Origin of the sequence: Enterobacter sp. YSU (assembly GCF_016082135.1) — a bacterium.
Classification (GTDB): domain Bacteria; phylum Pseudomonadota; class Gammaproteobacteria; order Enterobacterales; family Enterobacteriaceae; genus Enterobacter; species Enterobacter hormaechei_C.
This window is the reverse complement of record NZ_CP059487.1, coordinates 1,203,405-1,227,201: the sequence shown is the minus strand read 5'-3', so window position 1 is coordinate 1,227,201 and position 23,797 is coordinate 1,203,405. Positions and strand designations below refer to the sequence as shown.

The window sequence follows — 23,797 nt, the reverse complement described above, 5'->3', positions numbered from 1 at the left end:
GCACTCCTTAGCGTGGTTTCAGGGTAGCGATAAGAAAGTCTTTCGAGCTTTCCACCTTTCCCTGCTGAATGGCGGCGGCCGGGTCGACATGCTTCGGACAGACTTCGGAGCAGTAACCGACAAACGTGCAGGTCCAGACCCCGTTCTGGCTGTTCAACTGGGCCATACGTTCTTTTTTGCCGTGGTCCCGGCTGTCTTCGTTATAACGGTGCGCCAGGGTAATGGCGGCCGGGCCGATAAACTCAGGGTTCAGGCCAAACTGCGGACAGGCGGCGTAGCACAGGCCGCAGTTGATGCAGCCGGAGAACTGATGGTATTTCGCCATCTGCGCGGGCGTCTGGGTGTTTGGCCCCTGATCCGGCGTGCGCGGGTTGCCGATGATGTACGGCTTAATCGCTTCGAGGCTTTCGATAAAGTGGGTCATGTCGACCACCAGATCGCGCTCAATCGGGAAGTTGCCCAGCGCTTCAACCTTGATACCTTTGGTGTAATCACGCAGGAAGGTTTTACACGCCAGCTTTGGCACCTTGTTGACCATCATGCCGCAGGAGCCGCAAATTGCCATGCGGCAGGACCAGCGGTAGCTCAGGTCTGGGGCCAGGTTATCTTTGATATAGCCGAGCGCATCCAGCAGGGAGGTTTGCTCGTCGTAAGGGACTTCATAGAAAGCGCTGTGCGGCGCGGCGTCCACTTCCGGATTGTAGCGCACCACTTCGATTTTCAGTTTTTGCATCTCAGCCATTCGCCTTCTCCTTCTTATCGGCGGCTTCTGCTTCTGCACCGTACACGCGTTTCGCCGGTGGCAGCGTGGTGATTTTCACGTCGCTGTAGTCCAGTCGCGTAGTGCCATCCGCATCGCGCCAGGCGAGAGTGTGTTTAAGGAAATTGACGTCGTCACGTTCGGTGCAGCCCTCATCCAGGCGCTGGTGCGCGCCGCGGGACTCTTTACGCGCCAGGGCGGAATGGGCCATACATTCTGCGACGTTCAGGCCGTGGCCCAGTTCAATGGTATAAAGCAGATCGGTATTGAAGACGCTGGAGGTGTCGGTGATGCGCACGCGTTTGAAGCGCTCCTGCAACTCGGCCAGCTTGTCGACGGTTTTCTGCATCAGCTCTGGCGTACGGTAGATCCCGCAGCCTTCTTCCATCGACAGCCCCATTTCGTCGCGGATCTTCGACCAGTTTTCGTTACCTTCCTGGTTCACCAGGTCTTTCAGGCGTTTTTCGACGTCTGCAACCTGCGCATCCAGCGCCGCGCTGTTAGCTTCACCTGCCGTTGCGGCACGCTCCATCGCACGTTCGCCCGTCATGCGACCAAAGACCACCAGCTCAGCCAGCGAGTTCGAGCCCAGACGGTTTGCGCCGTGCAGACCGACGGAGGAACACTCGCCCACCGCAAACAGCCCTTTGATGCGGGTTTCGCACTGCTGGTCGGTTTCGATACCGCCCATGGTGTAGTGCGCGGTTGGACGCACCGGGATCGGCTCTTTCACCGGATCGACGCCCACATAGGCTTTCGCCAGCTCGCAGATAAACGGCAGACGCTCCAGCAGTTTCTTCTCGCCGAGATGACGCAGGTCGAGATGCACCACGTCGCCGCGCGGCGTTGAGATGGTGTTGCCTTTGCGCCACTCGTGCCAGAAAGCCTGAGAAACTTTGTCGCGTGGGCCGAGTTCCATGTATTTGTTTTTCGGCTCGCCAAGCGGGGTTTCCGGACCCATGCCGTAATCCTGCAAATAGCGATAGCCGTTTTTGTTGACCAGAATACCGCCTTCACCGCGGCAGCCTTCCGTCATCAGTATGCCGGAGCCCGGCAGGCCGGTTGGGTGATACTGGACGAACTCCATATCACGCAGCGGGACGCCGTGGCTGAGCGCCATGCCCATACCGTCACCGGTGACGATGCCGCCGTTGGTGTTGTAGCGGTATACGCGACCCGCACCGCCCGTTGCCATCACCACCGCATTCGCGCGGATCTGGACAAGCGTGCCTTCCATCATGTTCATCGCCACCAGTCCGCGCGCATGACCGTCGTCGACCAGAATGTCGAGAACGAAATGTTCGTCAAAGCGCTGGATTTGTGGGAACTGGAGGGAGGTCTGGAACAGGGTGTGCAGCATGTGGAAGCCGGTCTTATCGGCGGCAAACCAGGTGCGTTCGATCTTCATGCCACCGAAGCGGCGGACGTTGACGCTCCCGTCCGGACGGCGGCTCCACGGGCATCCCCACTGTTCCAGCTGGGTCATTTCCGTTGGGCAATGGTGCACGAAGTAATCAACGACATCCTGTTCGCAAAGCCAGTCGCCCCCTGCAACCGTGTCGTGGAAATGGTATTCGAAGCTGTCATGATCCTGCGCGACGGCGGCGGATCCTCCTTCTGCGGCTACCGTGTGGCTGCGCATCGGATAGACTTTTGAAATCAATGCGATTTTAGCGTTCGGATTGGCTTGTGCCGCAGCAATTGCAGCGCGTAATCCAGCCCCGCCAGCGCCTATTACGGCAAGATCGGCTTGAAAAGTTTGCACGACATTCCTCCAGATTTTTGTTTTCCCGCAACGGGATGAACTAAAGGACGTTCACCTGCCCGAACGGGCGATTGCGGAAGCGATTCCACTGCTCCTTTATGGGTAAAACAGTATAACCGCGTAGAAGTGAGGGAAATTTGACGTGTTCGATTTTTTTGCTGTTCTGTGCGGTGATTTATCATCGTGATTAATGAATGGCGTCACAGTATTTCTCTGTGCAATGAAAAAGGACTTTTACTGTGCAAAATTTGTCTCTGCCCCGGCTTACGAGTAGACTTCGTGCCCTTGTCTGAAAACGGAGAAATAACTCATGAGCGAAACGGCCACCTGGCAGCCGAGCGCATCCATTCCAAACCTGCTAAAGCGCGCAGCAATTATGGCGGAGATCCGCCGTTTCTTTGCCGATCGCGGCGTCCTGGAGGTGGAAACGCCGTGCATGAGTCAGGCGACGGTCACGGATATTCATCTGGTCCCGTTTGAAACCCGTTTTGTTGGCCCAGGCCACTCTCAGGGCATGAATCTGTATCTGATGACCAGCCCGGAATACCATATGAAGCGTCTGCTGGCGGCCGGGTGTGGTCCGGTCTATCAGCTGTGCCGTAGCTTCCGTAATGAAGAGATGGGCCGACACCATAATCCGGAATTCACCATGCTGGAGTGGTACCGCCCGCACTACGACATGTATCGTCTGATGAACGAAGTTGACGATCTGCTGCAACAGGTGCTGGATTGCGCGGAAGCTGAAACGCTCTCCTATCAGCAGGCCTTCCAGCGCCATCTGGAAATCGATCCACTGTCGGCTGATAAAACACAGCTGCGTGAAGTGGCGGCAAAACTGGATCTGAGCAACGTGGCGGATAATGAAGAGGATCGCGACACGCTGCTGCAACTGCTGTTCACCTTTGGTGTTGAACCGCAGATTGGCAAAGATCGTCCGACGTTTGTCTATCACTTCCCGGCCAGCCAGGCCTCACTGGCGCAGATCAGCACCGAAGATCACCGCGTGGCGGAGCGTTTTGAGGTGTATTTCAAAGGCATCGAGCTGGCGAACGGTTTCCACGAGCTGACCGACGCGCGCGAACAGCAGCAGCGTTTCGAGCAGGATAACCGCAAGCGCAACGCGCGCGGTCTGCCGCAGCAGCCGATTGATACTCATCTGCTGGAAGCGCTTAAAGCCGGTCTGCCGGACTGCTCCGGCGTGGCGCTGGGTGTGGATCGTCTGGTCATGCTGGCGCTGGGTGCCGAGCACCTGGGCGATGTGATTGCCTTTACGGTCGATCGCGCCTGAAAAAATGCCGGGTGGCGCTGCGCTTACCCGGCCTACTCGATCATTTAACTCTGCCACATTAAAAACTGCTCATTTCTCTCTATACGGGTCTTTTTCTTAATTTGACTCGGATAGCCACATTGTTTGTCTGGTCATCTGCTACCATCCGCGCAGTTTAATTCCGTTTCGGATGGTTATATGTCTCACTCACTCAAAAAAATGACCCTTACCGGGCTCATTCTGATGATTTTTACGTCAGTCTTTGGCTTTGCCAATAGCCCGTCCGCGTTTTATCTGATGGGCTACAGCGCGACGCCGTTTTATATCGTTTCCGCTCTGTTCTTCTTTATCCCGTTTGCGCTGATGATGGCGGAGATGGGCTCGGCGTACCGGAAAGAAGAGGGCGGCATCTATTCGTGGATGAACAACAGCGTCGGTCCGCGTTACGCATTTATCGGTACGTTCATGTGGTTTTCATCCTACGTCGTCTGGATGGTCAGCACGGCGGCCAAGGTTTGGGTGCCGTTCTCAACGTTTCTCTTCGGTGCGGATAAAACGCAGGTCTGGTCTCTGGCGGGGCTGAGCTCCACGCAGGTGGTCGGTATTCTGGCAGTGTGCTGGATGGTGGTGGTCACCCTGGTGGCCTCGAAAGGCATCAACAAAATTGCCCGTATCACTGCCGTTGGCGGTATTTCCGTGATGTGCCTGAACCTGGTGCTGCTGCTGGTCAGCATCGCCATTCTGTGCCTGAACGGCGGGCATTTCGCACAGGAAGTCAACTTCGTTTCATCGCCTAATCCGGGTTACCAGTCCGGGCTGGCCATGCTCTCCTTTGTGGTGTTTGCCATCTTTGCTTACGGTGGAATTGAAGCCGTGGGCGGGCTGGTCGACAAAACCGAAAATCCGGAAAAGAACTTCGCCAAAGGTATTATCTTTGCCGCCATCGTCATTTCCATTGGCTACTCACTGGCGATTTTCCTCTGGGGCGTCAGCACCAACTGGCAGCAGATGTTAAGTAATAACACCACCAACCTCGGCAACATTACCTACGTGCTGATGAAAAGCCTGGGGGTGACGCTGGGCAACGCCATGGATCTCGCGCCGGAAACGTCGGCCACCCTGGGGATCTGGTTTGCGCGGATTACTGGCTTGTCGATGTTCCTCGCCTATACTGGCGCATTCTTCACGCTGATCTACTCGCCGCTGAAAGCGATTATTCAGGGGACGCCAAAGGCGCTGTGGCCCGCACGTATGACGCAGCTGAACGCTGCCGGTATGCCTGCCAACGCGATGTGGATGCAGTGCCTGCTGGTGTGCGTGTTCATTCTGCTGGTGTCCTTCGGCGGTGATACCGCGTCGGCGTTCTATAACAAGCTGACCCTGATGGCGAACGTATCGATGACGCTTCCGTATCTGTTCCTGACCCTGGCGTTCCCGTTCTTTAAGGCGAAGCGGGATCTGGAGCGGCCGTTTGTGATCTTCAAAACCCGCGCGGCGACGCTGCTGGCGACCACTGTTGTGGTGCTGGTCGTCGCGTTCGCCAACATCTTTACCGTCATTCAGCCCGTGGTTGAGGCAAATGACTGGAACAGCACGCTGTGGATGGTTGGCGGACCGATCTTCTTCTCGCTGCTGGCAATGGGGATTTATGAGCATTACCGTCGTCGCTCGACGGCCTGTGTAGCAGAAGTGGCGTAAAGGATTGACCCCCTCCCGACGGGGAGGGGGAAAGGATTACAAACTTCCCGCCGGGCGCGTACGCGCCGCTGACGTCAACGTTCTTCCCGTCTTACGTCCGTCCAGCGTTTCCAGACGCATCTGGAACGGTGGGAACGGCATATCAATACCGTGCTCGCGGAAGCCAGCCAGAATCAACTGGTGGATCTCATGGCGCAGCGGCATACGGTGTCCCATCTCGGCGGCGTAGATACGCAGCTCGAAAATCTGGATCCCCTGCTGCAAATCAACCAGGAACACTTCCGGCGGCGGGTTGTCGATTACCAGCGAACAGCGTTCAGCAGCCGTATAGAGGATCTGCGTTACCTCTTCGCTGTTGGCATCCGACGGAGCGGGTACGGTCAGCACCACACGCGTGACGGAGTCGGACAGCGACCAGTTGATAAACTGCTCGGTGATAAACGCCTTGTTCGGGACGATGATCTCTTTACGGTCCCAGTCGCTGATGGTGGTGGCGCGGGTGTTGATCCTGGTGACGCTGCCGGTGAGATCGCGGATGGTCACCGTATCGCCAATTCGAATCGGCTTTTCAAACAGAATGATCAGACCAGAAACGAAGTTGGCAAAAATCTCCTGTAAACCAAAACCCAGGCCTACGGTCAGGGCGGCAACGAGCCATTGCAGTTTTGACCATTCGATACCAATCATCGAGAAGCCAACCAGCCCACCAAACAGCATGATTAAATACTTGGTGATGGTGGTGATCGCATAGCCCGTGCCGGGGGTTAAATCCAGATGCTGCAACAGCGCCAGCTCCAGCAGAGCAGGGAAGTTACGTATCAGCTGCGTGGTGATGATCAGCACCAGAATCGCAATCAGCACGGCCCCTAAGGTGATGGGCTCCAGGCTTTCGACCCCCTGCACCGTGGACGTCACATCCCATAAAGAGATGTTCTCCAGGAAGCCAAACGCGGAGTGGATTTCCGACCACAGGAAGATCACCGACAGCAGGGCAACCAGCATCAGAATTGAGCGTACCAGCCGCAGGGACTGGGTACTGATCGCATCCAGATCCAGTTCGACGTCATCGGCGTCTGTGGTCCCTTCGGTGCTGTTGACGTGGTTCGGCTCTTCTTCACCCCGAGCGCGCTGGGCCAGAATTTCTGCGCGACGGTGTTTGGCACGGTCAAACGCCAGACGACGACGCTGGATCAGCATGCCGCGGCGAATAACATGGTAGACCACCAGCAGCAGGAACCAGATAGCCACCGACGTTTCCAGTCGGGCAAGCAGCGCCTGCGCCGTGGCGAGATAACCGACCGCTGCCGCCAGCATCGCCGCCAGCGGCGCGCTGAGCAGCAGGTTCCACAGCAGACGGTTAAACATGTTATCGCCACTGCCGGTCTTGTCGAGATAGAGCGGGATCCCGGCGCGTTTCAGGCTGAGCGTCACTACCGCTAACGCCCCGCAGATCAGCATAAAGCACAGCCGTCCCAGCGAGCCGGAGAACTCCCGGTCATTGAGATTATCGAACATGATCAACGCCATAATCAGCGGCACAATCAGCCCGATACTCATCAGGTAGTAACGCATCGCCCGCGCAACGCGATTACGCGGCCAGCCAAAGTGAGCGATGAACAGACCATTTGGCCGCGCAAACGTGGCGCAAATCATCACCACCCACAGCAGCGGAACGGTGGCGGTCACGCCATCGCCAATCGCGACGGCAAGCGGGTAGGGCCAGGCTTCACGCAGGCCGTATCCGAGCGTCATCCACAGCACCGGCAGCGGAGACGCGACCAGAATTGACCAGAACACAGTACGCAACGTCAGCCAGAAGTGATCCTGGGTTACTTTTCCCACTCGGGCGCTGGAGCGCTCAAGGAAACGGGTGAAGTGACGACGGGAATAAATACTGAAGCCCACCAGAATCAGCGCCCCCAGCAGCGGGAAGATGGTCTCCTTGCTGGTTATCATCATTACGCTGGCGAGGCCCAGCTGGCTGAAGGTGTCCAGCGAAATGAGGCGGCGCAGATCCTGCACAATCTCAATCGGCCAGGCGAAGGTCATCGGCCGCACGTCGGACGTCCAGAAAAGGTAACGGTGCGTGGCTTCGTTGACCTCTTTCAGCGCATCCTCCAGCTGGCTATTCGAGACTTTCAGCTTAGTCAGCTCAAGGATCAGCGTATCGCCTCCCTGCAACAGGGAATTGAGCAGTTCGCGTTGGGTGCGCAGCTGCGCTTCCAGAATACGACTTTGCTCGCCGGTGAGCGGCTGTCCGTCAGCCTGACGGATCTGGCGGATTTGCGGCTGCTTGTTGAGGAGATCTTCATAATGAAGACGCTGAACGCGCAGCTGCGCCATCTCCGTATCAAGCTGCTGCGGTTTTGGCATCTCTGGCAGACGAGCCACCTGGGCGCGTAACGCTTCGCCCAACAGGTTAGACGAGCCAAGCCACTGGGACTGTTCACGCAGCGTGTTGAGCGCCTGACGAACCTGGAGGGTTTGATTGGTGGCCTGACGCTGCTGCGAGGCCACCAAATCCATGCGCTGCGCCTGCTGATTCAGCGCGGCAGAAAGCTCGCGGTTAACCTTAAACTGGGCGACGATGCTGTCGGGCAGGTTAGCACTGTTTTCGGCCAGTAACTCGGTGCTTTCCAGCGCACGTTCAGCTTCACGCTGACGCTGGCTGTTGAGTTGATTTCTCAGCGCCTGGAGATATGCATCCAGCTGCTGGCTCTGCTTCTGCGCCAGCTCGGAACGCATCCGCGACAGTTCCTGGCGGTTGTTAGCGGAAAGCTGCGCCAGCTCCAGTTCATCAACCAGCGCTTTTAGTCTGGCGGATTCCGCCTGCAACCCAAGATTTTGCGCCTGATTCTGCGGTGTGCTGCCTGTCTGCGTCCCGATGCGACGTTCCACCTCATTTAACTGACGGCGGGCATCGGTTTGCTGCTGTGGAAGCTGGCTGAGGGAATCGGCAATTTCACGCGCCCGTTCCTGCTCCTGCTGCGCCAGACGGCTTTTTTCCAGCAGCTGGCTGCTGACTTGCAGGATCTCCTGATTCAGCGCCTCGGACGTCATCCCCGCGGGGACCTGGCGTGGTTCATCGCGCAGGTTGTTTAGCTGCGAGCGCAGGGTCTGAGAGAGTTTGGGGAAGTTGTCGATAACCTGCTGGTACTGCTGCGCGCGCTCAAGGGAACCCTTTCGTTCCTCAAGCGCGTTCAGTGCAGACTGGAGCGACTCAACGGTCTCCGGCTGAGCGGGTTTCGCCGCTTTTGCCTGCTCCAGCTCCTGGGTTATCTGTTTGGCGTCGGGGGCCGTCGCTGCGTACGCCCCCATGCTGAGGCACCAGGCCATCAGTAATACGATAATCGGGCGCACGTCAGCGATCCTTCTGTTGTTAGCCTTCGTCTTTTTTGTCGTCAACCAGCGGGCTGGCGTCGTGCTCGGCTTTGATCTCTTCTTCCGGCAACGGGGCAGGCGCAACCTCTGGCGTCACAAAGACCTCCGTCGATACTGCCAGAGGCTGGCCGAGTTTGGTCACGGACAGGCTTTCCAGCTCGTCGACCAGGTTAACTTTGCCCGGTGCGAACAGGTTGATGACCGTTGAGCCCAGCTTGAAGCGACCCATTTCCTGACCTTTCAGCAGGGCCACAGAACCTTCTTCTTCGCCGGCAGGCCAGGTCCAGCGCTTGATCACGCCTTCGCGCGGCGGCGTAATGGTGCCCGCCCAGACGGTTTCGATGCTGCCTACAATGGTAGCACCCACCAGAATCTGCGCCATTGGGCCAAATTCAGTATCAAACAGGCAGATGACGCGCTCGTTACGGGCAAACAGGTTAGGAACGTTTTGCGCCGTCAGGTGGTTTACGGAGAACAGATCCCCCGGCACGTAGATCATCTCGCGCAGAATACCGTTACACGGCATATGCACGCGGTGGTAGTCGCGTGGGGAGAGATAGGTGGTCGCGAAAGTCCCGTTACGGAACAGATCGGCCATTATGTAGTTACCGGCCAGCAGCGCTTCAAGGCTGTAGTTATGGCCTTTCGCCTGCAAAATTTTGTCGTCTTCAATTTTACCCAGCTGGCTGATCACGCCGTCCGCTGGCATCACCAGCACGTTCGGGTCGGTATTCAGCGGGCGCACTTCGTCGCGCAGCGGACGCACAAAAAATTCGTTGAAGGTGCGGTAGCTTGCCGTATCCGGCTTCTGCGCTTCTTTCATGTCGACCTTGTAGTATTTCACGAACAGGTCGATGACCAGTTTGGTCAGCCAGCCCGCTCGTTTGCTCGCGCCCCAGCCCGCCAGGCGAGTGAGCCACAGTTTCGGCAGAATGTATTGAAGCGAAAGTTTAAATGAGTTTAACAAGGTAGCCTCCAGGCCATTGTTTTGTCGTTCCTGATCCGGCATTACGCTGCCGGAACCTGAAAAAAGGGGACGATTTTAGCGACGCTTAGCTTAGTTGTCAGTTATCAGAATCAGAAAAGTTTTTACGCGTTTTTACCTGGTCCATGCTTTCGAGAATACGGTGGTAATTTTCGAAACGGGTTTCCGCAATTTCTCCGTTCTCTACCGCTTCGCGGATAGCGCAGCCCGGATCGTTGTCATGTTTACAGTCGCGGTATTTGCAAGCGCCTAAATAGTCATGGAATTCGACAAATCCGTTAAAGATTTGTTCCGGCTCGAGGTGCCAGAGACCAAACTCACGCACGCCCGGGGAGTCAATCACATCGCCGCCGTGCGGGAAGTGATAGAGACGTGAGGCAGTGGTGGTGTGCTGGCCCAGGCCCGAGACGTCAGACACATCGTTGGTCAGGATCTCCTGCTGAAGGCCGAGCAGGTTGTTAAGCAGGCTCGATTTACCTACGCCGGACTGCCCCGCAAAGATGCTGATGCGGTCGGTCAGCGCATCTTCTAACGGCTTCAGGCCATCTTTGGTGCGGCTGGAAACCATCAACACGCGATAGCCAATGTTGCGGTAAATATCCATCTGCTCATTTACAAAGGCCATGGCCTCGTCATCCAGCAGATCGATTTTATTCAGCACGATGAGCGGCTCAACCTGTAGCGTTTCGCAGGCCACCAGATAACGGTCAATAATATTGAGCGAAAGCTCAGGCAAAATCGCTGAAACGATCACTATCTGGTTGATGTTGGCGGCAATAGGCTTCACGCCGTCGTAGAAATCCGGACGGGTCAGAACCGACGTGCGTTCGTGCACGGCTTCAACGATGCCTTTAACCGTTACCCCTTCCGCCGCCTCTTTGCCTGGACGCCAGACCACGCGGTCACCGGTCACCAGGGAACGGATGGTGCGACGGATATTGCAACGGTGGATATCCCCGTCGGCGGATTCGACATCGGCGTGCATGCCGAAGCGGCTAATCACAACGCCTTCTGTCGCTTCGCCAAACAGGTTGTCGTCGTAATCGGGCTTCTCCGTAGTGGTTTTAAGACGGCGCTGGTGATTTGCATTCACGCGGCGCTGCTGCCCTTTGGAGAGTTTATTTTTACTCAATCGCGCTGGCTCCTGGTCGCCCGTAGCGGGCAAAACCTCTATGATACACTCTAATTAATACTAGTTAACCTGCTACTGCCGGTTATGCGAGAAGGGTGGAAAATAACATGAGCGCGGACGAAAACAACCTGATTTGGATCGATCTGGAGATGACCGGCCTGGATCCCGAGCGCGATCGCATTATTGAGATCGCCACACTGGTCACCGATGCCAATCTCAATATTCTGGCGGAAGGCCCAACGATTGCCGTGCACCAGTCCGATGACCAGCTTGCGCTGATGGATGAGTGGAACGTGCGTACCCATACCGGCAGCGGGCTGGTGGAACGCGTGAAGGCCAGCACCCTGGGCGACCGCGAAGCGGAGCTGGCGACGCTTGAATTTCTGAAGCAGTGGGTGCCGGCAGGAAAATCGCCTATCTGTGGCAACAGCATCGGTCAGGATCGTCGTTTCCTGTTTAAGTACATGCCGGAGCTGGAGTCCTACTTCCACTACCGCTATCTGGATGTGAGCACCCTGAAAGAGCTGGCCCGCCGATGGAAACCGGAAATTCTCGACGGCTTCACAAAGCAGGGGACGCACCAGGCGATGGACGACATCCGTGAGTCTGTTGCGGAGCTGGCGTACTATCGCGAAAACTTTATTAAGCTCTGATTTTGCGATCCGGCGCCTTGCGTGGCCGGGTTTTTGTCGCTAAATTGTTCAGCTTGCCGATTAAATAAGCACTTGAACTGAATTTCAAAAAAATCGCTTTGAGGGGGGTTGCAGCTAAACGGATTTCTCGTATAATGCGCCTCCCGTAACGACAGAGAATTACACGTTACGACAGCAACAAAAGCAGTACAGATTTGCGGGAATAGCTCAGTTGGTAGAGCACGACCTTGCCAAGGTCGGGGTCGCGAGTTCGAGTCTCGTTTCCCGCTCCAAAATTTGAAAAGTATCGCAAGGTACGCCAGCACCAGAACACCCAAGCGGGAATAGCTCAGTTGGTAGAGCACGACCTTGCCAAGGTCGGGGTCGCGAGTTCGAGTCTCGTTTCCCGCTCCAAAATTTGAAAGTATCGCAAGATACGCATAGCACCAGAACACCCAAGCGGGAATAGCTCAGTTGGTAGAGCACGACCTTGCCAAGGTCGGGGTCGCGAGTTCGAGTCTCGTTTCCCGCTCCAAATTCTTCTTCATCTCCAGATTATCCACAGCGAAGTGCTTCGTTGGGGACGTTTTCTATTATGTCTGAAATACTCTTGTGAACAGAGTTATCCACAGAAACCGTGTTAAAACCAGTCTGTACGAAATGTTAGCAGGGTGAATAATATCTTCGTAATTCCCTGTAATTTATGAAGAAAATTTGATTTCAAAATGTTATTGAGATCACTTGACCTGTTTGCCAGAGCTGATGGCGCCTGAATTCTTATTTTTATTCACAGCCTGTGAATATATCACACATCCCGCGGCAGCCCTTTTTCAATCACCCTGACCAGGCGCTGTTTCTTCGGTAACTGCACTTCAACCACGCCGGCATTTCGCTTCTCAATTTGCTGCGCAATCGCCCATTCTATGTGCTCATCAAGAAGTGGGTGCTCACCTCTGCGGCTTTCGAGCGCCTGAAGATTTGCCTCATCCCACGGGGCATTCCCCAGCGCAACGGCCACATTACGCAGCCAGCGCAGGTGGCCGATACGACGTATGGCGGAACCTTCCGTCACCTTCAGGAACCAGGCTTCGCTCCAGGCGAACAGTTCGATCAACTGCGGGGCATGTAACGCCTTGCGCGGACTGAAGTCTTCTTCGTCCGTCAACTGTGAATAACGGTTCCACGGACAAATCAGCTGACAGTCATCACAGCCGTAGATGCGGTTGCCGATAAGCGGACGAAATTCCTCTGGAATGGCGCCTTCCAGCTCGATAGTGAGATAAGAGATACAGCGGCGCGCATCAACGGTATACGGTTCGACAATAGCGCCCGTTGGGCAGATGGTCATACAGACCACACAGCGACCACAGCCTTCTTCCACCGGACCGTCTACCGGCAGGGGTAAATCAATCAGCAGTTCACCCAGGAAAAAGAATGAGCCCGCGTCGCGGCTTAAGATAAGTGAGTGCTTACCTGTCCAGCCGAGCCCGGCTTTTTCGGCGATCGGACGCTCAAGAATAGGCGCAGAATCGACAAAGGGTCTAAAATTCAGCGAAACACAGTGCTGCTGAATGGTTTCCCCGAGCTTTTTTAGACGGTTGCGCAGAAGTTTATGGTAGTCACGTCCCAGAGCGTATCGGCTGACGTAACCCAGCGAAGGATTTTTTAGCGTGCGCGCAAAGGCCGCGTTAGCAGGCAGATAGTTCATGCGTACGCTAATAACGCGCAGCGTACCCGGCAACAGCTCGTGGGGGCGGGCACGCATCATACCGTGACGCGCCATCCACTCCATCTCGCCGTGGTATTGTTTATCCAGCCATGCCTGGAGCTTAGGCTCGCTGGCAGAGAGGTCGGTGTCAGTAATACCGACCTTCTGGAAGCCCAGTTCAGCACCCCACTGTTTTATTTTTTGCGCTAATTCATTGAGATCGAGGGGCTGTGACATGACGGACCATACTGTGAAGAAAAACCCCGCAAGTATACCACATTCCATCTGGCATGCGGATGACCTCCGTCGGGTCGAGAAAGAGGCCGCAGATAGCCTCGGCATTACCCTTTACGAACTGATGCAGCGCGCGGGCGAGGCGGCGTTTAACGTGGCGCGTACGGCTTATCCGAATGCTTCGCACTATCTGATCCTGTGCGGACACGGCAATAACGGTGGCGATGGTTATGTGGTGGCTCGTCTTGCGGTGGCGGCGGGGCTGCGCGTCACCCTGCTGGCGCTGGAGAGCGACAAGCCGTTACCGGAAGAAGCGGGCATGGCGAGAGAGGCCTGGCTGAATGCGGGGGGCATTATTCATGCGCCTGATATCGTCTGGCCCGAGGATGTCGACGTGATTGTTGACGGTCTGCTGGGGACGGGACTGATGCGCGCGCCTCGCGATGACGTCGCCGCGCTGATTACGCGCGCTAATGCGCACCCCGCCCCGGTGGTAGCGCTGGATATTCCCTCCGGCCTGATGGCGCAAACCGGCGTGACGCCGGGCGTGTCGATTGAGGCGGCGCGCACCGTGACCTTTATCGCCCTGAAGCCGGGTTTACTGACCGGTAAAGCGCGGGATGTCGTGGGCACGTTACACCACAACGCCCTGGGGCTGGAAAACTGGCTGGCCGGACAGGATACCCACATCACCCGCTTTGATGCCTCCCTGCTTGCACAGTGGCTGCCGCCGCGCCGTCCCACGTCCCATAAGGGCGACCATGGCCGACTGCTGATTATCGGCGGCGATCGCGGCACGGCAGGTGCGATTCGTATGACCGGAGAGGCCGCGTTGCGCAGCGGCGCCGGATTAATACGCGTGCTGACCCGCAGCGAAAACATCCAGCCCATTATTACCGCGCGGCCGGAGCTGATGGTCCACGAGCTTACCCCGCAGGCGATTGAAGAGGGTCTTGAGTGGGCGGACGTGGTGGTCATTGGTCCGGGCCTGGGTCAGCAGGAGTGGGGTAAACAGGCCCTGCAAAAGGCCGAGAATTTTCGTAAACCGATGCTCTGGGATGCCGACGCGCTTAACCTTCTGGCAATAAACCCGGATAAGCGTCACAATCGCATTCTGACGCCGCACCCCGGCGAAGCCGCACGGCTGCTTAACTGTAGCGTGGCAGAAATTGAAAGCGATCGCTTACTTTCAGCCCAACGTCTGGTAAAACGTTACGGAGGTGTTGTCGTTTTGAAAGGGGCGGGGACCGTTATCGCCAGCGATGATGCGATGGGCATCGTTGATGCCGGTAATGCAGGCATGGCGAGCGGCGGCATGGGCGATGTGCTCTCTGGCATCATTGGCGCATTGCTCGGACAGAAACTTCCCCTTTATGATGCAGCCTGTGCGGGCTGCGTGGCCCACGGTGCGGCGGCTGACAGGCTGGCTGCTCGTTACGGAACGCGCGGAATGCTGGCCACCGATCTTTTTTGCACGCTGCGGCGTGTTGTTAACCCGGATGTGATTGACGTAGAAAATGACTAATCGAGCGATTCCTTTACCTGATGAACAAGCCACTTTAGATCTCGGCAAGCGCGTGGCGCAGGCCTGTCAGGGGGCGACCGTCATTTATCTGTATGGTGATTTAGGCGCGGGCAAAACAACCTTCAGCCGTGGCTTTTTGCAGGCGTTAGGCCATAACGGGAACGTAAAAAGCCCGACCTACACGCTGGTAGAACCGTACACGCTTGAAAATATCATGGTGTACCACTTTGATTTATATCGTCTTGCGGATCCTGAGGAGCTGGAATTTATGGGGATCCGCGATTACTTTGCCAACGACGCCATCTGCCTGGTGGAGTGGCCGCAACAAGGTGCGGGTGTGCTGCCTGACCCGGATGTCGAAATTCACTTAGATTACCAGGCACAAGGGCGTGAGGCGCGCATCAGTGCGGTTTCCTCATCAGGCTGTTCCTTACTGGCGCGTTTAGCCGGTTGAGCGTAGGGATAACGGGATGATTAATCGCGTTAAAGGTTGGGTGCTGGCTGCCACGGTCCTGCTGTGCGCGCAGGCCGGGGCGGCCAGCCTCTCGGATATTCAGGTGTCGAATGGCGATAGCCAGGCCCGCATTACGTTCAGCTTTATGGGCGATCCTGAATATGCTTTCTCACAAATCGACAGCCGCAGCGTGGCGCTCGATATTAAACAGACCGGGGTGATCCAGGGGCTGCCGCTCCAGTTCAGCGGCAACAATCTGGTGAAAAGCATCCGTTCGGGAACGCCGAAGGATGCGCAGTCTCTGCGTCTGGTGGTCGATCTCACCGAAAAGGGCAAAACGAAGGCGGTTAAGCAGCAAAACGGCGCCAATTATACGGTGGTCTTTACCATTAATGCTGATGTTCCGCCGCCGCCACCGCCTGCACCTGTTGTAGCAAAACGCGTGGAAGCGCCGGTTTATACTTCAAGGCCGTCTGAGCCAGCCCGTAATCCGTTTAAATCACAAAATGACCGACTTACCGCCGTGACCAGCAGCAACACGGTGACGCGTCCGGCGGTCAGCGCGCGGCGTACGCCGGTCAGTGGCGACAAAGTGATTATCGCCATCGACGCCGGACACGGCGGGCAAGATCCTGGCGCGATTGGCCCGGGCGGCACGCGGGAGAAAAACGTCACTATCGCCATTGCCCGTAAGCTGCGTGCGCTTCTGAATGACGATCCGATGTTTAAAGGGGTCATGACCCGCGACGGAGATTACTTTATTTCAGTGATGGGACGCTCGGATGTGGCGCGTAAGCAAAACGCCAACTTCCTGGTGTCGATTCACGCGGATGCTGCGCCGAACCGTAACGCCACCGGCGCGTCGGTATGGGTGCTGTCGAACCGTCGCGCCAACAGTGAAATGGCGAACTGGCTTGAAGAGCACGAGAAGCAGTCTGAACTATTAGGCGGGGCAGGCGATGTGCTGGCAAACAGCCAGGCCGATCCGTATCTCAGCCAGGCGGTGCTGGATTTACAGTTCGGTCATTCTCAGCGCGTCGGGTATGATGTCGCCACTAACGTACTGAGCCAGCTGCAAAGCATTGGATCGCTGCATAAGCGTCGCCCTGAGCATGCAAGCCTCGGTGTCCTGCGTTCGCCGGATATTCCGTCGATTCTGGTAGAGACGGGCTTTATCAGTAACAACGGCGAAGAGCGCCTGTTGGGCAGCGACAGCTATCAGCAGCAAATTGCCGAAGCGATTTATAACGGTCTGCGTAAATACTTTGACGCGCATCCGCTTCAGTCTGCGCCGCAGGGCGGGGCCGCCCAGACGGCAAGCGCCGCGCTGCCGGGTGAGATGACCGCGACTAATTAAGGAGAGTTCATGCCGATTCAGGTTCTACCGCCGCAGCTCGCGAACCAAATCGCCGCCGGTGAGGTGGTGGAACGCCCTGCGTCGGTGGTGAAGGAACTGGTGGAAAACAGCCTCGATGCAGGGGCGACCCGCATTGATATTGATATCGAACGCGGGGGCGCAAAGCTTATCCGCATTCGTGATAACGGCTGTGGCATCAAAAAGGACGAGCTGGCGCTGGCGCTGGCGCGTCATGCCACCAGTAAAATTGCCTCACTTGACGATCTGGAAGCGATTATCAGCCTGGGTTTTCGCGGCGAAGCGCTGGCCAGTATCAGCTCCGTTTCCCGCTTAACGTTGACCTCCCGCACGGCCGACCAGCAGGAAGCCTGGCAGGCCTACGCCGAAGGGCGTGATATGGACGTCACGGTTAAACCTGCGGCGCACCCGGTAGGCACCACGCTTGAAGTGCTGGATCTCTTCTATAACACGCCCGCCCGGCGCAAGTTTATGCGAACCGAGAAGACCGAATTCGGACATATCGACGAGATCATCCGCCGCATCGCGCTGGCGCGCTTTGATATCACCATCAACCTCAGCCATAACGGTAAGGTGATGCGCCAGTACCGCGCGGTGGCGGAGGGTGGACAAAAGGAGCGTCGGTTGGGCGCCATCTGCGGCACACCGTTTCTGGAAAAAGCGCTGTCCATTGAGTGGCAGCATGGCGATCTGGCCCTGCGCGGCTGGGTTGCCGATCCGAACGCCAGCAGCGCCGCGTTCGCAGAAATTCAGTATTGCTACGTCAACGGCCGCATGATGCGCGACCGCCTGATTAACCACGCTATTCGACAGGCCTGCGAAGATAAGCTCGGCGCCGATCAACAGCCCGCCTTTGTGCTTTATCTGGAGATCGACCCGCACCAGGTTGACGTTAACGTGCACCCCGCCAAGCACGAGGTGCGTTTCCACCAGTCGCGCCTGGTGCATGATTTCATCTACCAGGGCGTTGCCGCTGTATTGCAGCAGCAGGCAGAGCCAGAGTTGCCGCTGGCAAAAGAAGAACCCGCGCCGCGCCCACTTCCGGAAAACCGCGTGGCGGCCGGGCGTAACCATTTTGCCGAACCGGCGGTAGCGCGCGAGCCGGCTGCTCCACGTTTATCCCCGGCGGGCAACGCGCCGCGACCAACCGGTGCCAACTATCCCAACGCTCAGCCGGGCTACCACAAACAGCAGGGGGCGCTGTACCGCAAACTGCTGGATACGCCGGCGGTGGAGCATAAAGAGCACATCACGGTTTCAACCCCCTCTCTGGATGGGCATAGCCAGAGTTTTGGTCGGGTATTGACCATTATTGCTCCCGACATGGCGTTGCTTGAACGCGAAGGTAAACTGCTGTTGCTGGCGCTTTCCGTGGCGGAGCGCTGGCTCAAACAGGCGCAGTTAACCCCGGGGGTGAATGCCGCCTGCGCGCAGCCGCTGTTGATCCCCGTTCGCCTGAAAATATCCCCTGAAGAAACAGGGGTTTTGCGGCGCGTGCAGACGCAACTGGCCGAAATGGGGATTGAAATCGTACTGGACGCGCAGCATGTGACAATTCGCGCAGTGCCTTTACCCTTACGCCAACAAAATTTACAAAACTTGATTCCTGAACTGATAGGCTACCTGGCGCAGCAAACGACGTTTGATGCCGCCGATACCGCGCAATGGATCGCCCGCCATCTGGCCAGCGAGCATGCACCGTGGAGTATGGCGCAGGCGATTACCGTTCTGGCGGAGGTGGAGCGCCTCTGTCCACAGCTGGTGAAAGCGCCTCCAGGTGGTTTGTTACAACCTGTTGATTTACAAACGGCGATGACCGCCCTGAAACATGACTGATGTAAGTAAGGCGAGCCTGCCAAAGGCGATTTTTTTAATGGGGCCAACGGCCTCCGGTAAAACGGCGTTAGCCATTGAGTTACGTAAAGTTTTGCCAGTAGAGTTGATTAGCGTTGATTCAGCCCTCATCTACCGAGGGATGGACATCGGCACGGCGAAGCCCAACGCAGACGAACTGCGTGCGGCACCGCACCGTTTACTGGATATTCTCGACCCGGCACAGGCTTACTCCGCGGCAGATTTTCGCCGCGACGCCTTAGCCGAGATGGCCGAGATTACCGCCGCGGGACGCATACCACTGTTAGTTGGCGGCACGATGCTCTACTTTAAGGCGCTGCTGGAGGGGTTATCGCCTCTGCCATCGGCCGATCCGGAAGTGAGAGCGAAGATTGAGCGGCAGGCGGCAGAGCAGGGGTGGGACGCTTTGCACAGGCAACTGGAAGAGATTGACCCGGTTGCCGCAGCGCGGATCCACCCAAACGATCCGCAAAGGCTTTCCCGGGCACTGGAAGTTTTTTTCATTTCGGGTAAAACTTTAACGGAACTGACGCAAACGTCAGGAGACGCTCTGCCGTATCAGGTGCATCAGTTCGCCATCGCCCCGGCGAGCCGTGAACTGCTCCATCAACGAATTGAGCAGCGTTTTCATCAGATGTTGGCTTCAGATTTTGAAGCAGAAGTGCGGGCGCTTTTTGCCCGTGGAGATTTGCATACGGACATGCCTTCCATTCGTTGTGTGGGATACCGCCAGATGTGGTCGTATCTTGAAGGTGAGATTTCATACGATGAAATGGTTTATCGAGGTGTTTGCGCCACGAGACAGTTAGCGAAGCGCCAGATCACCTGGTTACGCGGTTGGGAGGGTGTTCACTGGTTAGACAGTGAAAAACCACAACAGGCGTTAAACGAAGTGATTGAGGTTATTGGTGATATCGCTGACTGAATGTGTACAATTAAGCCGTATCGTGCGCAATTTTTCAGAATCGCAAGGTTCTAAGTACAAAACAAGCATATAAGGAAAAGATAGAATGGCTAAGGGGCAATCTTTACAAGATCCGTTCCTGAACGCATTGCGTCGGGAGCGTGTTCCAGTTTCTATTTATTTGGTGAATGGTATTAAGCTGCAAGGTCAGATTGAGTCTTTCGATCAGTTCGTGATCCTGTTGAAAAACACGGTCAGCCAGATGGTCTATAAGCACGCGATTTCTACTGTTGTTCCGTCCCGTCCGGTATCTCATCACAGCAATAACGCTGGCGGCGGCACTGGCAGTAACTACCATCACGGCAGCAACGCGCAGGGTTCTTCAACACCAGCGCAGGACAGCGAAGAAACCGAATAAGGTTTTGGGCTGTTATCCACACGGGGAGCCAGGGATCCTGCGTTCCCCGCTGATCTTTTTAGAGAGGTTTACGCTTGTTTGACCGTTATGACGCCGGTGAGCAGGCGGTGCTGGTACACATCTATTTTTCGCAAGACAAAGATATGGAAGACCTCCAGGAGTTTGAATCTCTGGTCTCTTCCGCCGGTGTCGAAGCAATGCAGGTGATTACCGGTAGCCGTAAAGCGCCGCACCCGAAGTACTTTGTTGGTGAAGGTAAAGCAGTTGAAATTGCGGATGCCGTAAAAGCAACCGGCGCATCCGTTGTGCTGTTTGATCATGCGCTGTCTCCGGCTCAGGAACGTAACCTGGAAGCTCTCTGCGAATGCCGTGTAATCGATCGCACGGGGTTGATCTTAGATATTTTTGCTCAGCGTGCGCGTACCCACGAGGGTAAGTTGCAGGTTGAGCTGGCGCAGTTGCGCCATCTGGCGACGCGTCTGGTGCGTGGCTGGACACACCTTGAAAGACAAAAAGGCGGGATTGGTTTGCGCGGCCCGGGTGAAACCCAGCTCGAAACCGACCGCCGTTTGCTGCGTGGGCGTATAACCCAGATCCTTTCACGTCTGGAACGTGTAGAGAAACAGCGCGAACAGGGGCGTCGGGCGCGAACGAAAGCCGATATCCCAACGGTGTCGCTGGTGGGTTATACCAACGCCGGTAAATCCACCCTGTTTAACCAGATAACCGAGGCCCAGGTGTATGCCGCAGACCAGCTGTTTGCGACCCTGGACCCAACCCTGCGCCGTATTGACGTCGCAGACGTGGGTGAAACGGTGCTGGCGGATACCGTAGGGTTTATCCGCCATCTGCCGCACGATCTGGTCGCGGCGTTTAAAGCGACGTTGCAGGAGACGCGTCAGGCGACCCTGCTGCTGCATGTGATTGATGCGGCTGACGTACGCGTGCAGGAGAACATCGACGCGGTGAACGTGGTGCTCGAAGAGATCGACGCCCACGAAATTCCCACCCTGTTGGTGATGAACAAGATCGATATGCTGGACGATTTCGAACCGCGTATCGACCGAGACGAAGAGAACAAACCGATTCGGGTCTGGCTGTCTGCTCAGGCCGGGATTGGTGTGCCACTGCTTTTCCAGGCTTTGACAGAACGTCTTTCCGGTGAGGTAGCTCAGCACACGCTGCGACTGCCGCCACAGGAAGGCAGGCTGCGCAGCCGGTTTTATCAGCTTCAGGCGATAGAAAAAGAGTGGATGGAGGATGACGGCAGCGTGGGGATGCAGGTGCGTATGCCGATCGTTGACTGGCGTCGCCTCTGTAAACAAGAACCTGCGCTGGCGGACTATATCGTCTGATCAGAAAGGGGAAGCCTGAAAAATTCGCCCTTGCATAACAAATATGGAGCATATACATGGCGTGGAATCAGCCCGGTAATAACGGACAAGACCGCGACCCGTGGGGAAGCAGCAATAATCAAGGCGGCAACTCTGGGGGAAATGGCAACAAAGGTGGTCGCGAGCAGGGGCCGCCGGATCTGGATGATATCTTCCGCAAACTGAGCAAAAAGCTTGGTGGCCTTGGCGGAGGAAAAGGTTCTGGCTCGGGTGGCAATTCCACTCAGAGTCCGCGCCCGCCAATGGGTGGCCGCGTGGTGGGCATTGTCGCCGCTGCGGTGGTAATCATCTGGGCAGCCAGCGGGTTCTACACCATTAAAGAAGCAGAACGCGGCGTGGTCACCCGTTTCGGTAAGTTCAGCCATCTGGTTGAACCGGGCCTGAACTGGAAGCCGACCTTCATTGATGACGTGACCGCGGTTAACGTGGAGTCCGTCCGTGAACTGGCCGCCTCTGGCGTGATGTTGACCTCTGACGAGAACGTGGTGCGCGTTGAGATGAACGTGCAGTACCGCGTGACCGATCCGGAACGTTATCTGTTTAGCGTGACCAGCGCCGATGACAGCCTGCGTCAGGCAACCGACAGCGCCCTGCGTGGCGTGATCGGCAAATACACCATGGACCGTATCCTGACCGAAGGTCGTACCGTTATTCGTAGCGATACCCAGCGTGAGCTGGAAGAGACCATCCGTCCGTACAACATGGGTATCACCCTGCTGGACGTCAACTTCCAGGCTGCACGTCCGCCGGAAGAGGTGAAAGCCGCGTTTGACGATGCGATTGCCGCGCGTGAAAACGAACAGCAGTACATCCGTGAAGCGGAAGCGTACACCAACGAAGTTCAGCCGCGTGCAAACGGTCAGGCGCAGCGTATTCTGGAAGAAGCGCGTGCGTATAAGACCCAGACCATCCTGGAAGCACAGGGTGAAGTGGCTCGCTTTGCGAAGATCCTGCCGGAATATAAAGCCGCGCCGGAAATTACCCGTGAGCGTCTCTATATCGAGACCATGGAAAAAGTGCTGAGCCATACGCGTAAAGTGCTGGTTAACGACAACAAAGGCGGAAACCTGATGGTCCTGCCGCTGGATCAGATGCTGAAAGGCGGTTCTGCACCGGCAGCAAAAGACAACAGCGGTGCGAACACCCTGCTGCGTCTGCCACCGGCCTCGTCTGGCAGCGCCAGCGCGAACACAACGCCTTCTTCGAACGATGGTGACATTATGGACCAACGCCGTGCTAACGCGCAGCGTAACGACTACCAGCGTCAGGGGGAATAAGGATGCGTAAGTCAGTTATTGCGATCATCATCATCGTACTGGTCGTGCTCTACACCTCCATCTTTGTGGTGAAAGAGGGCGAGCGTGGGATCAAGTTCCAGTTCAGCAGCGTCGTGCGTGATGGCGACAAGCGTCCGGTGATTTATGAGCCGGGTCTGCACTTTAAGATCCCGTTCATTCAGTCAGTGAAAACGCTCGATGCGCGTATCCAGACCATGGATAACCAGGCCGATCGTTTCGTGACTAAAGAGAAGAAAGACCTGATCGTTGATTCCTATATCAAATGGCGCATCAGCGATTTCAGCCGCTACTTCCTGGCAACCGGGGGTGGCGACGTTTCTCAGGCAGAAGTGCTGCTGAAACGTAAGTTCTCTGACCGTCTGCGTTCTGAAATTGGTCGTCTGGATGTGAAAGACATTGTGACCGACTCCCGTGGTCGTCTGACGCTGGAAGTGCGTGATGCGCTGAACTCCGGCTCTGCGGGCACCGAGGATGAAGTTGAAACCCCGGCGGCAGACGATGCGATTGCCAAAGCGGCTGAACGTGTTCAGGCTGAAACCAACGGTAAAGTGCCGGTGATCAACCCGAACAGTATGGCGGCGCTGGGCATCGAAGTGGTTGATGTGCGCATCAAGCAGATCAACCTGCCAGCGGAAGTGTCCGAGGCGATCTACAACCGTATGCGCGCCGAGCGTGAAGCGGTAGCCCGTCGTCACCGTTCACAGGGTCAGGAAGAAGCGGAAAAACTGCGCGCGGCAGCGGACTATGAAGTCACCAAGACGCTGGCGGAATCTGAGCGCCAGGGTCGTATCCTGCGCGGTGAAGGTGATGCCGAAGCGGCTAAACTGTTTGCTGATGCATTCAGCCAGGATCCAGACTTCTACGCCTTCATCCGTAGCCTTCGCGCTTACGAGAATAGCTTCAAGAGCAACCAGGATGTGATGGTGCTCAGCCCGGACAGCGATTTCTTCCGTTATATGAAGACGCCGACCAACGCAACGCGATAAACTCAGGCTCGTTTGAGTATTCAAACC

At 56.5% G+C, this 23,797-nt stretch carries 18 protein-coding genes and 3 tRNA genes; 15 read left to right on the top strand and 6 right to left on the bottom strand.

The genetic code is table 11. The features are described from left to right. Nucleotides 1-7 precede the first annotated feature (7 nt). Both frdB and frdA read right to left on the bottom strand, forming a co-directional pair. Nucleotides 8-742, bottom strand: a complete 735-nt coding sequence (frdB, locus tag H2Z33_RS05935) for a fumarate reductase iron-sulfur protein (RefSeq protein WP_006810403.1) — start codon at nt 740-742, stop codon at nt 8-10. After that, nucleotides 735-2,525, bottom strand: coding sequence for a fumarate reductase (quinol) flavoprotein subunit (gene frdA / locus H2Z33_RS05930; RefSeq protein WP_063135478.1), 1,791 nt, complete (start codon nt 2,523-2,525; stop codon nt 735-737). Before frdA ends, frdB begins: the two co-directional genes overlap by 8 nt. A gap of 310 nt (nt 2,526-2,835) precedes the next feature. Between frdA and epmA the strand changes: the two genes are divergently transcribed. Then, nucleotides 2,836-3,813 (top strand): elongation factor P--(R)-beta-lysine ligase, encoded by a 978-nt coding sequence (gene epmA, locus H2Z33_RS05925; RefSeq protein ID WP_015572459.1) that lies wholly within the window; start codon nt 2,836-2,838, stop codon nt 3,811-3,813. A 177-nt stretch (nt 3,814-3,990) separates the two neighbouring features. Further along, on the top strand, nt 3,991-5,490 hold the full coding sequence (yjeM, locus tag H2Z33_RS05920) for a glutamate/gamma-aminobutyrate family transporter YjeM (protein WP_015572460.1): 1,500 nt from the start codon (nt 3,991-3,993) through the stop codon (nt 5,488-5,490). A 36-nt stretch (nt 5,491-5,526) separates the two neighbouring features. Here yjeM and mscM read toward each other — a convergent pair whose 3' ends face one another. The 3 genes from mscM to rsgA all read right to left on the bottom strand — a co-directional run bounded on the left by mscM (nt 5,527) and on the right by rsgA (nt 10,988). After that, entirely contained in the window at nt 5,527-8,850 is a 3,324-nt protein-coding gene (mscM, locus tag H2Z33_RS05915) for a miniconductance mechanosensitive channel MscM (protein ID WP_017694680.1), read from the bottom strand. A 19-nt stretch (nt 8,851-8,869) separates the two neighbouring features. Beyond that, nucleotides 8,870-9,838: an archaetidylserine decarboxylase gene (asd, locus tag H2Z33_RS05910; RefSeq protein WP_026080660.1), complete on the bottom strand. Its 969-nt coding sequence runs from the start codon at nt 9,836-9,838 to the stop codon at nt 8,870-8,872. Nucleotides 9,839-9,935: 97 nt separating this feature from the next. Continuing rightward, entirely contained in the window at nt 9,936-10,988 is a 1,053-nt protein-coding gene (gene rsgA / locus H2Z33_RS05905; protein ID WP_003855964.1) for a small ribosomal subunit biogenesis GTPase RsgA, read from the bottom strand. A 107-nt stretch (nt 10,989-11,095) separates the two neighbouring features. Between rsgA and orn the strand changes: the two genes are divergently transcribed. The 4 genes from orn to H2Z33_RS05885 all read left to right on the top strand — a co-directional run bounded on the left by orn (nt 11,096) and on the right by H2Z33_RS05885 (nt 12,155). Continuing rightward, nucleotides 11,096-11,641, top strand: a complete 546-nt coding sequence (gene orn, locus H2Z33_RS05900; RefSeq protein WP_003855965.1) for an oligoribonuclease — start codon at nt 11,096-11,098, stop codon at nt 11,639-11,641. 196 nt (nt 11,642-11,837) lie between these two features. After that, nucleotides 11,838-11,913 (top strand) — tRNA-Gly (locus H2Z33_RS05895). A 45-nt stretch (nt 11,914-11,958) separates the two neighbouring features. After that, a tRNA-Gly gene (locus H2Z33_RS05890) sits at nt 11,959-12,034 on the top strand. A gap of 45 nt (nt 12,035-12,079) precedes the next feature. Next, a tRNA-Gly gene (locus tag H2Z33_RS05885) sits at nt 12,080-12,155 on the top strand. 270 nt (nt 12,156-12,425) lie between these two features. On the opposite strand, the gene queG is transcribed toward H2Z33_RS05885, so the two are convergent. Continuing rightward, nucleotides 12,426-13,565: a tRNA epoxyqueuosine(34) reductase QueG gene (gene queG / locus H2Z33_RS05880; protein ID WP_063134947.1), complete on the bottom strand. Its 1,140-nt coding sequence runs from the start codon at nt 13,563-13,565 to the stop codon at nt 12,426-12,428. Between queG and nnr the strand changes: the two genes are divergently transcribed. The 9 genes from nnr to hflC all read left to right on the top strand — a co-directional run bounded on the left by nnr (nt 13,564) and on the right by hflC (nt 23,770). Continuing rightward, entirely contained in the window at nt 13,564-15,087 is a 1,524-nt protein-coding gene (gene nnr / locus H2Z33_RS05875) for a bifunctional ADP-dependent NAD(P)H-hydrate dehydratase/NAD(P)H-hydrate epimerase (protein ID WP_063867028.1), read from the top strand. The genes queG and nnr overlap by 2 nt on opposite strands. Continuing rightward, nucleotides 15,080-15,541 (top strand): tRNA (adenosine(37)-N6)-threonylcarbamoyltransferase complex ATPase subunit type 1 TsaE, encoded by a 462-nt coding sequence (gene tsaE, locus H2Z33_RS05870; RefSeq protein WP_003855970.1) that lies wholly within the window; start codon nt 15,080-15,082, stop codon nt 15,539-15,541. The genes nnr and tsaE overlap by 8 nt, the downstream gene beginning before the upstream one ends. Before the next feature lie 16 nt (nt 15,542-15,557). Then, nucleotides 15,558-16,898 carry an N-acetylmuramoyl-L-alanine amidase AmiB gene (gene amiB / locus H2Z33_RS05865; RefSeq protein WP_033487872.1) on the top strand — a complete coding sequence of 447 codons (1,341 nt, stop codon included), beginning with the start codon at nt 15,558-15,560 and terminating at the stop codon, nt 16,896-16,898. Between the two features lie 9 nt (nt 16,899-16,907). Beyond that, nucleotides 16,908-18,752 (top strand): DNA mismatch repair endonuclease MutL, encoded by a 1,845-nt coding sequence (gene mutL, locus H2Z33_RS05860; protein WP_063134949.1) that lies wholly within the window; start codon nt 16,908-16,910, stop codon nt 18,750-18,752. Beyond that, nucleotides 18,745-19,695 (top strand): tRNA (adenosine(37)-N6)-dimethylallyltransferase MiaA, encoded by a 951-nt coding sequence (miaA, locus tag H2Z33_RS05855; RefSeq protein ID WP_017383956.1) that lies wholly within the window; start codon nt 18,745-18,747, stop codon nt 19,693-19,695. Before mutL ends, miaA begins: the two co-directional genes overlap by 8 nt. A gap of 85 nt (nt 19,696-19,780) precedes the next feature. Next, nucleotides 19,781-20,092 carry an RNA chaperone Hfq gene (hfq, locus tag H2Z33_RS05850; RefSeq protein WP_003855990.1) on the top strand — a complete coding sequence of 104 codons (312 nt, stop codon included), beginning with the start codon at nt 19,781-19,783 and terminating at the stop codon, nt 20,090-20,092. Nucleotides 20,093-20,166: 74 nt separating this feature from the next. Further along, a complete protein-coding gene (hflX, locus tag H2Z33_RS05845; protein ID WP_003855991.1) occupies nt 20,167-21,447 on the top strand; it encodes a ribosome rescue GTPase HflX in 1,281 nt (426 codons plus the stop codon). A 56-nt stretch (nt 21,448-21,503) separates the two neighbouring features. Next, a complete protein-coding gene (gene hflK, locus H2Z33_RS05840) occupies nt 21,504-22,763 on the top strand; it encodes an FtsH protease activity modulator HflK (RefSeq protein ID WP_198091827.1) in 1,260 nt (419 codons plus the stop codon). Between the two features lie 2 nt (nt 22,764-22,765). After that, nucleotides 22,766-23,770: a protease modulator HflC gene (hflC, locus tag H2Z33_RS05835; RefSeq protein WP_003855994.1), complete on the top strand. Its 1,005-nt coding sequence runs from the start codon at nt 22,766-22,768 to the stop codon at nt 23,768-23,770. Nucleotides 23,771-23,797 lie beyond the last annotated feature (27 nt).